The sequence below is a fragment of the Marinicella marina genome, from assembly GCF_030065545.1.
GTDB lineage: Bacteria > Pseudomonadota > Gammaproteobacteria > Xanthomonadales > Marinicellaceae > Marinicella > Marinicella marina.
The window spans coordinates 80051-91276 of sequence record NZ_JASJNC010000003.1 but is presented as its reverse complement, the minus strand read 5'-3'; the positions used below and the strand labels follow the sequence as shown (position 1 = coordinate 91276).

At 43.5% G+C, this 11226-nt stretch carries 12 protein-coding genes; 5 read left to right on the top strand and 7 right to left on the bottom strand.

Going from position 1 to position 11226, the window contains the following annotated elements:
* Positions 1–37: 37 nt before the first annotated feature.
* Entirely contained in the window at positions 38–2206 is a 2169-nt protein-coding gene (locus QNI24_RS05400; RefSeq protein WP_267175496.1) for a hypothetical protein, read from the top strand.
* Position 2207: 1 nt separating this feature from the next.
* On the opposite strand, the gene QNI24_RS05395 is transcribed toward QNI24_RS05400, so the two are convergent.
* The 3 genes from QNI24_RS05395 to QNI24_RS05385 are packed head-to-tail and all read right to left on the bottom strand — an operon-like array spanning position 2208 to position 4452.
* The gene (locus QNI24_RS05395; RefSeq protein ID WP_267175497.1) at positions 2208–3212 is read right to left on the bottom strand and encodes an adenosine deaminase; all 1005 of its coding nucleotides are present in this window, start codon (positions 3210–3212) and stop codon (positions 2208–2210) included.
* Positions 3209–3604 carry an MAPEG family protein gene (locus tag QNI24_RS05390; RefSeq protein ID WP_267175498.1) on the bottom strand — a complete coding sequence of 132 codons (396 nt, stop codon included), beginning with the start codon at positions 3602–3604 and terminating at the stop codon, positions 3209–3211. Before QNI24_RS05390 ends, QNI24_RS05395 begins: the two co-directional genes overlap by 4 nt.
* Entirely contained in the window at positions 3604–4452 is an 849-nt protein-coding gene (locus QNI24_RS05385; RefSeq protein WP_267175499.1) for an MBL fold metallo-hydrolase, read from the bottom strand. Before QNI24_RS05385 ends, QNI24_RS05390 begins: the two co-directional genes overlap by 1 nt.
* 153 nt (positions 4453–4605) lie before the next feature.
* Between QNI24_RS05385 and QNI24_RS05380 the strand changes: the two genes are divergently transcribed.
* Entirely contained in the window at positions 4606–5493 is an 888-nt protein-coding gene (locus QNI24_RS05380; protein ID WP_267175500.1) for an FkbM family methyltransferase, read from the top strand.
* A 99-nt stretch (positions 5494–5592) separates the two neighbouring features.
* On the opposite strand, the gene ggt is transcribed toward QNI24_RS05380, so the two are convergent.
* The 4 genes from ggt to rsmD are packed head-to-tail and all read right to left on the bottom strand — an operon-like array spanning position 5593 to position 8576.
* Positions 5593–7266 (bottom strand): gamma-glutamyltransferase, encoded by a 1674-nt coding sequence (gene ggt / locus QNI24_RS05375; RefSeq protein ID WP_267175501.1) that lies wholly within the window; start codon positions 7264–7266, stop codon positions 5593–5595.
* Positions 7263–7514 (bottom strand): YfhL family 4Fe-4S dicluster ferredoxin, encoded by a 252-nt coding sequence (locus tag QNI24_RS05370; RefSeq protein WP_267175502.1) that lies wholly within the window; start codon positions 7512–7514, stop codon positions 7263–7265. Before QNI24_RS05370 ends, ggt begins: the two co-directional genes overlap by 4 nt.
* 2 nt (positions 7515–7516) lie before the next feature.
* Positions 7517–8011, bottom strand: a complete 495-nt coding sequence (gene coaD / locus QNI24_RS05365; protein ID WP_267175503.1) for a pantetheine-phosphate adenylyltransferase — start codon at positions 8009–8011, stop codon at positions 7517–7519.
* Positions 8012–8030: 19 nt separating this feature from the next.
* Entirely contained in the window at positions 8031–8576 is a 546-nt protein-coding gene (gene rsmD / locus QNI24_RS05360; RefSeq protein ID WP_267175504.1) for a 16S rRNA (guanine(966)-N(2))-methyltransferase RsmD, read from the bottom strand.
* A gap of 94 nt (positions 8577–8670) precedes the next feature.
* Between rsmD and ftsY the strand changes: the two genes are divergently transcribed.
* From ftsY to QNI24_RS05345, 3 genes are read left to right on the top strand one after another with little or no spacing between them, the layout of a single operon-like run.
* Positions 8671–9846: a signal recognition particle-docking protein FtsY gene (gene ftsY / locus QNI24_RS05355; RefSeq protein ID WP_267175505.1), complete on the top strand. Its 1176-nt coding sequence runs from the start codon at positions 8671–8673 to the stop codon at positions 9844–9846.
* Positions 9830–10876 (top strand): A/G-specific adenine glycosylase, encoded by a 1047-nt coding sequence (gene mutY / locus QNI24_RS05350; protein ID WP_267175506.1) that lies wholly within the window; start codon positions 9830–9832, stop codon positions 10874–10876. Before ftsY ends, mutY begins: the two co-directional genes overlap by 17 nt.
* Positions 10863–11132 carry an oxidative damage protection protein gene (locus tag QNI24_RS05345; protein WP_267175507.1) on the top strand — a complete coding sequence of 90 codons (270 nt, stop codon included), beginning with the start codon at positions 10863–10865 and terminating at the stop codon, positions 11130–11132. Before mutY ends, QNI24_RS05345 begins: the two co-directional genes overlap by 14 nt.
* Positions 11133–11226 lie beyond the last annotated feature (94 nt).

Here is an 11226-nt window from a genome sequence, read left to right as displayed (position 1 = left end):
ATTGATTAATCGTTAATGTTGCGCATACAATAATCCCATGAGTTTATTTGCAGAATTGAAGCGCCGCAATGTCTTTCGAGTGACGGCTGCCTACGTGGTCATAGCTTGGTTGTTGTTACAGGTCGGGGATGTGGTTTTCGAGGCATTAGAAGTCGATGCCAGTGCCAATCGCATGTTAATGGCATTTGTGTTGTTAGGGTTAATACCAACCGTGTTATTTGCTTGGGCGTTTGAAATGACACCGGATGGTATCAAGCGCGACAGAGATGTTGAGTCCAATGAATTTCAAGACCGACAAAAAGCCAAAAAACTTGATTACGTCACAATGTTTGTGCTGGTGTTGGTTGGCTTGATGAGTTTGTGGCAACACTGGCGCGACGAAGATGAATCAATTGATATAACAAGCCAATCATTGGCTGGTGAGGTAACACAGTCATTGCCAGCAATTGATGACCAATCAATTGCCGTTTTGCCTTTTACCAACATCGCCCAATCGGCAGACAACGAACCGTTCACTGTTGGCTTGCACGATGACTTAATTACCCATTTGTCAAAAATATCTGACTTGAAAGTCATTTCCAGAACTTCAGTCTTAAAGTACAAAGATAACCCCAAAAGCATTAAAGAGGTGTCCCAAGAGTTGGGCGTAGGGCACATCCTGGAAGGTGGGGTACAACGTGCCGGCCAATCAATCAGGTTCAATGTGCAGTTGATTAATGCGGCTACTGATGAGCCAGTTTGGTCTGAAACTTACAACCGTGAATTAACTGCCAGCAATATATTTCAAATTCAAAGTGAGATTTCTGAAAGTATCGTATTCGCGCTTGAAGCTGAACTGACAGACGCAGAAGTAATCTCATTGCGGAAACAACAAACCACCAATATCGATGCTTACAATGCATATCTTGCAGGACGTCAACGCATGTTGGAACGGAGCAGTGAGTCATTGCGTGAAGCATTGAGTCTGTTTGAAAGAGCCACTGAACTAGACCCTCAATACGCTTTGGCTTATGTAGGCCAAGCTGATGTGTGGAGCTTGTTAAATGAATACGCTGGAGTGAGTCGTGAAGACATGTTTGCCAATGGAGAACCTAAATTGGAATTGGCTTTGTCATTGGATCCATCATCTGCCGAAGCAGTTACCTCTAAGGCCAACTATTTGCGTGAAAAAAAACAATTTGAGGCTGCCATGAACCTTTTTGAGCGAGCCATCAACATAAACCCAGGATACGCTACCGCTTATCATTGGTATGGTTTGTTGGCTGACTCCATGGGAGATGAGAATAAATCACTGATGTTGTATCGAAAAGCAGCTGAGTCAGATCCACTGTCTCCAGTGATTCAGTCTAACATCGGTTTTAAACTATTGGAAGCCGGCGAAAAAGAACAAGCAATGCAACAATTTGATCGCATCATTGAATTTGACCCTAATTTTTCTGGTGGGCCAAGCGGTAAAGCAGTTGTTTATGCCCAACAAGGCAGGCTTGATTTGGCCATAGTCTGGCAGCACAAAGCTGTTGAACTTGACCCTGGTAATTGGGGCAGAAGATTACATTTAGCTAATTATTACATTGATATTGGCCTGATTGAACAAGCCAAAGAGCAAGTCGAAATCATCGCAAGCAGCGCTCCTGATTTCCAAGGCCTTGTATTCACTCAGGCCAATATAGATATGTATCAATCTGATTATCAGCGTGCCGCAGACCGATATGCGCTTAAAATGCAAAATGACCCAGAAAATTTGGCATTGAAAGGAAATTGGGCTTTTAATCAAATGCTGTTGAAAAATTACACCGAAGCCATTGCTGCTATATTGCAATTATACCCTGGTAAGAATGATGCGCTTTATGAAGTCACTCATTATAATTTCGATTCAACCATTAATTTGATTTGGATGTGGAAACAGGTCGGTGAAGATGACAAGGCCAATCGAGTCTTGACACAATTAAAACAATTTCTGGCAGAGTACCCAGATCATAACAATGAAACTAAAAAGGCATTTATTGCGATGGTTGAAGGAGAATACATGCTTGCTGGTGAGATTTTTCAAAAACAATTTGAAAATGGTGAGTTTCAAGGGTTTTGGCAGGGAGATCACATCCCCATGTTTGAACCATTTAATACAATTCCAGAGGCCGTAGCACTAGATACGGCCTACAAAAATATATTGTCAGATCAACAGGCTTCATTGCTAGCTATGCTTTAGCTTATTCATGTGATCCAAATGAATTCAGCGCCTTAAGATGAATCTCTTTGATACTCTCGGGCAGAAAGCTGGCTTTGAAAGAATTTTCAACCAAGGTAAAGATTTGATCATCAGATAACGAGACAGCCTCGGCCAATTGGTAAAAATTGTCATTGATATACCCACCAAAATAAGCCGGGTCATCAGAATTGATGGTGGCCATCAAACCTTTGTTTAACATGGTTTTAATGGGATGGTCTTTTAAGTCTTTAACCACTTGTAGTTTTAAATTCGATAACGGGCAAACAGTCAATGCCAACCCCGCTTTGGCAATTTGTGCGGTCAGTATGTCGTCATCCAAACAACGGTTACCATGGTCAATCCGGTCTACCTGTAATATATCAATCGCTTCGCGAACATACGCTGCTGGACCTTCTTCACCGGCGTGAGCAACCACTTTGAAACCATCTTTTTTGGCTTGAGCAAATACCTTTTGGTATTTTTCAGGTGGATGCCCCATCTCCGAAGAATCCAAGCCAATGCCTAAGATTTTATCTCGATTTTCAAATATCTTAGGGTATAAGTCTAAAGCATCTTGTTCTGGTAAATGACGCAGAAAACAAGCAATGATGTGAAAGCTGATGCCGAGTTGATTTTGTGCATCATCGAAGGCACGATACAGGCCATTGATGGCTGTTTCAAATGGAATGCCACGATTTGTGTGTGATTGCGGGTCATAAAAGATTTCTGTATGAACCACATGATCGTCTTTGGCTTTTTCTAAATAAGCCCAAGCCAGATCATAAAAGTCTTGTTCTGTTTGCAGCACGGCACATCCTTGATAATAAATATCGAGGAATTCTTGTAAATTATTAAAGTTGTATTTGGCCTTTAATTCATCGACTGAATCATATGGCAACTCTATGCCATTGCGTTCGGCCAGTTTAAACATCAGTTCAGGCTCTAAACTGCCTTCTATGTGCATATGCAATTCGGCTTTAGGCAGTAATTGAATCAGTTCATTCAAAGCAGGTTCCCAATGTATTGGCCTATGTTATAACCAGCCAAGAAGATGAGCGCCACCCAAGTCAATAGAGTGCCCCAAAATCGTCCAAAATTTGCCCCTTTGCTTTTAACCAAACCCAGTGGGTGAATCAATCGTGCAAAAACCAGCACCACACCGACGATGTGCATCATGATGGGATTGCCACCATTGATTTCAGCCAAAGCGAATAAAATCAGCGCGATGGGTATATACTCGACGGCGTTTTGTTGGGCGCGTATGTGTCTGATACCAAGGGCATCGCCACCGTCGCCTATTTCAACCCTTTGGCCACGTCTGAATTTAACCACATTAAGGCATAGCCATAAAATGATGATGCCTAAGATGCCTGCATATAAACCTGTGATGGGTAACATTATAAAATCTCCTCTTGTAATTGTTTGATGGGGCTTGATACCTCATAGCGACCAGTATTTTCAATCACGTTGGCCACTGAAAAATCAGGGTCATGGGTGAAAAACAGGCGCCAATTATGCTTAACCACATTATTTAAGAATGATGTTTTTTCATCAATCAGTAATTCTGGGAATCTATCATAACCCATAGATATTGGGATGTGCACCCAAGCTGAGCCAGGAATCAAATCAGTGGCAAAAATCAAATCACCCACTTGCGCATGCATCAGTCCTGGAGTGTGTCCATTGGTGTAACTGAAAATGACATCAGGGCCCAATGTTTCATGGGTTGTGCCACTGACCAGTCTCAATCGACCAGATAGTTGCAGTAAATCATGCAAAATTGGAATAAATGAAGCACGATCTCTGGGATGTGGATTAATGGCTCGTTGCCAATGATCAGAGCCGATGAGGTATTCAGCGTTTTTAAAGACCAGCTCAGGTTGTTTATTTTCATCCCAAGCAGTTAACATGCCGCCAGCATGATCAAAATGTAAGTGACTCAAAACAACCACATCAATGTCTTCAGGTTTGAAACCAATTTCTGCCAAAGAATCAATCAGGACATGATTGTTTTCGTACACACCAAATCGTTGTTTTAGTTTGGGTTCAAAAAAATTGCCAATACCGGTTTCAAACAGCACATTTTTACCGTTTAAGTCCTCAACCAGTAAAGCCCTGCAGGCCAGTTCCATGCGATTGAGTTCATCCACTTCAACCCAACGGGACCAAAGCGCTTTGGGCACATTGCCAAACATCGCCCCCGCATCAAGTTTCTGTCGATTGCCTTCGATTGAATAAAGTTTCATGCCTTGGTGCCTTATGGTGGTATTTTAAAAGTTTTTACATCAATTGATTCACTGCAGTAATGGGAATCATATGGATACGATATGTAACAACTCAGAATAATGATAATTATATGATAACATGCAGGCTTTCTTGCACAATTCTGAGATGTTTTTATGGGTGAATTAGTTGATGATCTGGGTGGTTTTTTGCTGTCAAGACTGGCTCACAGTGAACTCAGAACTGAAAACTTGAAAGCCATCCGCGCCATGACAGAATATTCCTATCTTGGTAACCAAACAGGCATTTGTAAAATTCTGGGACGTTTTCACTGTTACATTGACACCAGAGACAGAAAAATTTGTAGCCATCTGTTGACCAAAGGTGTCTGGGAAATACAGAACACAGAATGTATGGCCAAAATAATTCAGCCAGGCATGAATGTGATTGATTTAGGTGGTAATTTTGGTTATTTTACATTGTTGATGTGTGGTTTGATTGGTCATGCAGGGGGCAAGGTTTACAGCATTGAAGCCAACCCTGAACTGTGTGCCTTAATCAAAGATTCCTTGGAGGTAAATGCTTTGCTGTCTAAGGCGGAAGTTATCAATTGCGCCATATTTGATGCAGCCGTTGATTCTATTGAGCTTACCTTTGGCAACAACAAAACCATGAATGGCCGACTGAGTCAATTCAAACACAACCCCGGCAACATGAGACCTGAAGAACAGGCTGTTGAAGTGCCTGGAAACACCTTAGATAACCTGATTCCAGAAGATGAAAAAATTGACTTCATAAAAGTCGATATTGAAGGCAGTGAAGAGATGTTTTGGTATGGATCAAAACGCATCAGAGCTTTCAATCAAGAGCTACAAATACTGATGGAATACAATTCCAGAAGTTACAAAGATCCTGTTAGATTATGCAAAAGCATTTTTGCTGAAGGGTACTTGGTTAAAAGCATCAATAAGATTGCATCAGAAGATGAAATGTTGGATGAACAAGCATTGTTAAGCTTGCCCAACAATGAGCACGTGATGCTGTTGATTTCAAAAGCAATGTAACAGTAAAGATATTGGCTGCAGCTAAGCCCTTACCACTCAAAAAAATGACTTAATACTGATTGGTTTTGAAGCATTCAGTCATCTGATGGTGTTTTGGACTTACTTGACTGTTGCTGAACCAGTCGTGGTTCTGGGGTCACTGGCAGCATCGACTTCACCGGTTTTCTTGTTCCATGAAACCGCATGCATGTTGCCCCAATGACCGCGGTGTTCAACCACTTCATGGCCCTTGGCTTTTAGTGCCTCTATTGTTGCAGCATCAAAAGCACCTTTTTCAATGTACAACTTATCAGGTAGGTACTGGTGGTGGTAACGTGGTTTATTGACCCAAGAATGTACGTCATTGCCATCGAAATAGTCTAACAAACCCAACAACACCATGGTAATGATGCGGCTGCCTCCGGGTGTACCCAAGACCGCCACTTTGTCCTCTGAAAAGACGAAGGTGGGAGACATGCTCGAAAGTGGTCTTTTGCCCGGTTCAATTTTATTGGCGTCATCACCAATTAAGCCAAAAGCATTGGGTTCACCTGGCTTGGCAGAGAAGTCATCCATCTCGTTATTCAATAGAACACCGGTGCCATCGGCGATGAAGCCAGATGCCAGCCCAGTGTTAACTGTCAAGGTGGCTGATACCAAGTTGCCTTCGGTATCTATGATTGAAAAGTGCGTGGTGTCCTCACCCTTGGGGTTGTCATTGATGCCAGGGAGTAATTCAGATGGCATGGCTTTGGTTGGGTTGATACCAGCGCGCAATCCTGCGGCATAATAAGGATGGGTTAATAATTGAATCGGGACCTCAACAAAATCAGTATCACCCAAATAAATGCTGCGGTCGCGGTAAGCACGTCGCATGGCTTCGGTAATTAAATGTATGCGTTTAGGTGAATTGCCGTCATTTTTTAAAGCAGTTAAGTCCCATGCAGACAATATATTTAATATGGTCGCTATGGCGATGCCACCGGATGAAGGTGGTGCTGCCGTAACTAATTGGTGGCCGCGGTAATTGGTGGTGATGGGCTCGCGTTCTTTGACCGTGTAATTCTTTAAGTCATCCAAAGTCCAAATGCCACCGTGTTTTTGCACTGCTTTGACCATTTTCTTGGCCACTTTACCTTCATAAAAGCCAGCTTTACCATGTTTGGCCACTGCTTTTAATGTTTTTGCCAGGTCTTTTTGGATGATCAATTCACCTTCTTTAGGTACTTCGCCATCGGGGAAATAAATCGCTGCCGATGCCGGGTAGCGTTTCAGCACTTTGGCTTTTCGCTCAATGGTTTTGATGATGCGTGGGTAGGCTGGAAAGCCTTTCTCAGCCGCTTCAATGGCCGGCTGTAGTGAGACTGATAATGGCAGTTTGCCGTAGTATTTGGCCAGGTGTTCAAAACCAGCAATTTCACCCGGGATGGCCGCAGCCAATGGACCGTACAAGGCCAAATCACGATTCACATCGCCGTTTTCATCCAGGTACATGTCGGCATAGGCAGCAGCTGGTGCCTCCTCACGACCATCAATCATGATGTTTTTACCATCTTTGGCGCGATGTAACAGCCAGAAAGCGCCACCACCAATGCCGGAGCTTTGTTGTTCTACAACCGCCAATGTCGATGAAACTGCGATGGCCGCATCAAAGGCATTTCCACCCTGCGAAAGGATCTTGTGGCCAGCAGCAGTGGCCATTGGGTGGGCGCTTGCTATGGCGGCTTTTTGGGGCGCCTCAGCGGCTACTGAAAAGCTCAATAAAACCCACAACGCCAATGATAATATTCTCATAATTCCTCGGTTAATCTTTTGTATTTAAGCAACAGTTCTGCTTCGGTTTCCACGTTATTTTCGTCTTTTGGGATACATTCTACGGGACAAATTTCGGCACATTGTGGTTCATCAAAATGACCCACACATTCGGTGCAACGCTCAGGATCAATCTCAAATATCTCAGGGCCCATGTATATCGCTTCATTGGGGCAAACCGGCTCACAAACGTCACAGTTGATGCATTCTTCGGTGATGATCAAAGACATGGTCAATTCCCAAATTTTTCTTTCAGCGCCGCTTGCACAATGGGATGAGCAAACTCAGACACATCGCCATCTAACATGGCGATTTCTTTGATCAAAGAGGACGAAATGAAACTGAATTGTTCGGCGGGCGTTAAAAACATGGTTTCAATATCTGGTATCAAGTGCCGGTTCATGCTGGCCAGCTGAAACTCGTATTCAAAATCCGACACAGCCCTCAAACCACGCAAAATGACATTGGCTTTTGTTTGAGTGGCGAAATCAGCCAACAAAATATCAAAACCAACCACCTTGACATTGGGCAGTGGCTTTAAGATGGCTTGTGCCATGTTGATTCTTTCATCCAAGGTGAACAAGGGACCTTTGCGACTGGAGTCAGCGATGGCCACAACCAGTTCATCAAAAATTTCAGCGCCGCGTTTAACCAAGTCAGCATGGCCGTTGGTTATGGGGTCAAATGTGCCTGGATAGATGGCTATGGTAGGTGTTTTTTTAGTCATATTTAAAAAATTTATCTTGTCATCGTTTTTGCCAAAGTTCGAAATGAACCTGTCCGGCTTGCTTATGTTTCAACAGCAGCCAAATGTTATCATCCAAAGGTGTAATCTCTTGTGATGAACCGTATTCACGGTAAACAAAACCGCTGGGTTTTACCAGCGAGGAGATTATATCACTGATTGGCCCCAATTCATCGCTGTCAAAGGGTGGATCAAGAAAGATCAAGTCAAAACATTTAGATGTGGATTGTACAAATTGACTGGCATCACGGTAGCTGACTTCGACACCCTCAAGTTGCAAGCTGTTTATGTTGTTTTTTAGCTGCATTACAGCATGCCGGTTGTTTTCTACACAAATCACCTCTGATGCATGGCGAGAGGCTGCTTCCAAGGCCAAGATACCTGATCCAGCATACAGGTCTAAAACCGACCAGCCGTGTAAGTTATGACCCAGCCAATTAAACAAGGTTTCACGCACACGGTCGGCTGTTGGTCTTAGGCCAGGTTGGTCTTCAACCTTTATTTTTCTGGAGCGGTGGATGCCGCCAGTGATTCGAATTAGTCCCATGTTTGATTTTGTTCAAGCTTATTAATAGTACTTGAAACACTTGTTTTTGGTAGAATGTGCGCCATATTTTAGCGGAAATCTGCAAGAAGTCCTCATGATTAACTTTTTTAAGAAAAAAAACAAAAATAAAACCGACAAAGATAAGCTCAAAACTGACGCTGTAACTGAACAAGTGACCAGTGATGCTGATGCTGACGCTGCGGCAAGTAAGCCGGCCTCGCAACCAGCACACGATGCTGGGGTGATGAACCAAGAAATACCCATTGATGCGGTTGACCCAAAACAAACAACCCCAGCAGCTGAGCCTGCTGAAGTTGAGATTGTGGTGCCACCTGAGTTACTGGCTCAAGGTGTTGAGCCACATCAGTACCAACTGAGCCAACAATTATCCAAGACCAATGATAATTTTGGTAAAAAAATGAAACAGATGCTTTCGTTGAAAAAACAAATTGATGAGGATTTGTTCGAAGAATTAGAAACCACATTGTTAATGGCCGATGTGGGTGCCACTGCTACCATGGAAGTGATTGAAAAAGTCAGGAAATCACTCAAGCGGCGTAATTTGTCAGATTCAGATGCTGTTTTTGATGCACTTAAAGCGCAGTTAACTGAATTGGCACAGGTGGTTGAGCAGCCTTTGATTATTGATGAGAGCAAACAACCCTTTGTGATATTAGTGGTTGGCGTCAATGGTGTGGGTAAAACAACCACCATTGCAAAATTGGCTAGAAAATACAAAAGCATGGGTAAAAAAGTCATGCTGGCAGCTGGCGATACATTTCGTGCCGCAGCTGTTGAACAATTAAAAACTTGGGGTGAGCGAGAAGACATTCCGGTGATGGCACAAAAAACCGGTGCAGACTCGGCCTCAGTCATCTTTGATGCCATGACCTCAGCCAAAGCTCACAACATGGATGTGCTGATTGCAGATACTGCTGGGCGTTTGCACACACAGGCTAATTTGATGCAAGAACTGGAAAAAATCTCTCGCGTCATTCAAAAGAACGATGACACTGCACCACATGAAACGCTGATAGTGATAGATGGTGGTACCGGTCAAAACGCCATCTCACAGGTCAGAGAATTCAACAAAGCCAATGCCTTATCTGGCGTGGTCATCACCAAATTGGATGGTACCCCCAAAGGTGGTGTGCTATTTAATCTGGCGGCTGAATTTGGTATACCCGTGCGGTTCATAGGTGTCGGCGAAAAATCAACTGACCTGAAGTCCTACAAAGCGGCTGAATTTGTTGATGCCATCATCGACTGATTTGAATCGACCCCAGAAGTCAATCTCATTCAGTCAAAGGGTGGTGCAATGGCATCACCAACATGGGCGCAAAAACCTGCCGTGGCAGCAAACCACAGGAGCCGAAAAGCCATACCATGTTTGGCTGTCCGAAATCATGTTGCAACAAACCCAAGTGATTAAAGTCATTGAGTACTTTGACCGCTTTATCAGTGCTTTTCCAACATTAAATGATTTGGCTGCTGCCGATGAACAACAGGTTTTGGCACTGTGGTCAGGGTTGGGCTATTACAACCGCGCCCGAAATTTACATAAAGCAGCACGAATATGTGTCGATCAGCACCAAGCCACCTTACCGCGTGATTTGGATCAATTGATTGCATTGCCTGGTATTGGCCGCTCTACCGCCGCTGCCATCATGTCTTTGGCGTATAATCAACCCGAGCCGATTATGGATGGTAATGTCAAGCGGGTGTTTGCTCGGTATTTTCTGGTTGACGGTGAGCCTAATAAGAGCAGCACCTTAAAACAACTCTGGCAATTAGCAGAAGCACATCGAGAAATTGATGAGCCTGCTGCTTACACCCAAGGTTTGATGGATTTAGGCGCGACTTTATGCAGCAAAACCAAGCCGCGTTGTGATGTGTGCCCAATTACTGAAAGCTGCTTGGCCAAAGCCAAAGGAGTGATCGCTGATTATCCGCAGAAAAAGCGCAAGGTGAAACAAGTTGAAGTGGACCTGTTTGTGGTTTTGAGTGTCGATCAACAACATGTTGCGTTGGAGCTCAGGAATGAACATTCAATATGGCCCAGCTTGTGGTTTCCGCCTGTTTTCGCTGATAAAGACAGCCTATTGGCAACACATCCCAATGCCAAAAAACATTTCAGTTTGACCCATAAGTTGACCCACAGGATTCTACAAATTCATGTATTCAATGTTGCTCAAGTTGTAAATCACCCTGAAATCAAGTGGGTAAACATTGAAAAACTCGAACAATACCCCCATCCAAAAGCCCTTAATCACATACTCAACCAACATGACAACCATTAACTGTATCAAATACGGCGCCGATCAAGAAGCCATCCCCTACACCCCTTATCCGGGTGAATTGGGGCAAAAAATTCACCAAAACGTCAGTTTAAAGCTGTGGCAAGAGTGGTTGGCACAACAAACCATGATCATCAATGAAAACCACTTTTCACCGATAGACCCTGATCACCGCAAAATCATTGAAGAGAAGATGGTGGCATTTTTATTTGAAGGTGAAGACGTTAAACCGCAGGGTTATGCCCCAGATGAGGACTAGTGGCTGATTTTTTTCCAAACTTTGCATTAAAAGTTTGACAGTCACATAAGTGGTTATTATAATTCGCGTTCCTTGAGACAACCAGTCTCAACTT

What these genes read in the sequence shown, in the direction of transcription:
- QNI24_RS05400 (WP_267175496.1), top strand. Translation starts at nt 38, where the DNA reads ATGAGTTTATTTGCAGAATTGAAGCGCCGCAATGTCTTTCGAGTGACG.
- QNI24_RS05390 (WP_267175498.1), bottom strand. Translation starts at nt 3,604, where the DNA reads ATGTTACCCATCACAGGTTTATATGCAGGCATCTTAGGCATCATCATT.
- QNI24_RS05385 (WP_267175499.1), bottom strand. Translation starts at nt 4,452, where the DNA reads ATGAAACTTTATTCAATCGAAGGCAATCGACAGAAACTTGATGCGGGG.
- QNI24_RS05380 (WP_267175500.1), top strand. Translation starts at nt 4,606, where the DNA reads ATGGGTGAATTAGTTGATGATCTGGGTGGTTTTTTGCTGTCAAGACTG.
- ggt (WP_267175501.1), bottom strand. Translation starts at nt 7,266, where the DNA reads ATGAGAATATTATCATTGGCGTTGTGGGTTTTATTGAGCTTTTCAGTA.
- QNI24_RS05370 (WP_267175502.1), bottom strand. Translation starts at nt 7,514, where the DNA reads ATGTCTTTGATCATCACCGAAGAATGCATCAACTGTGACGTTTGTGAG.
- coaD (WP_267175503.1), bottom strand. Translation starts at nt 8,011, where the DNA reads ATGACTAAAAAAACACCTACCATAGCCATCTATCCAGGCACATTTGAC.
- rsmD (WP_267175504.1), bottom strand. Translation starts at nt 8,576, where the DNA reads ATGGGACTAATTCGAATCACTGGCGGCATCCACCGCTCCAGAAAAATA.
- ftsY (WP_267175505.1), top strand. Translation starts at nt 8,671, where the DNA reads ATGATTAACTTTTTTAAGAAAAAAAACAAAAATAAAACCGACAAAGAT.
- mutY (WP_267175506.1), top strand. Translation starts at nt 9,830, where the DNA reads ATGCCATCATCGACTGATTTGAATCGACCCCAGAAGTCAATCTCATTC.
- QNI24_RS05345 (WP_267175507.1), top strand. Translation starts at nt 10,863, where the DNA reads ATGACAACCATTAACTGTATCAAATACGGCGCCGATCAAGAAGCCATC.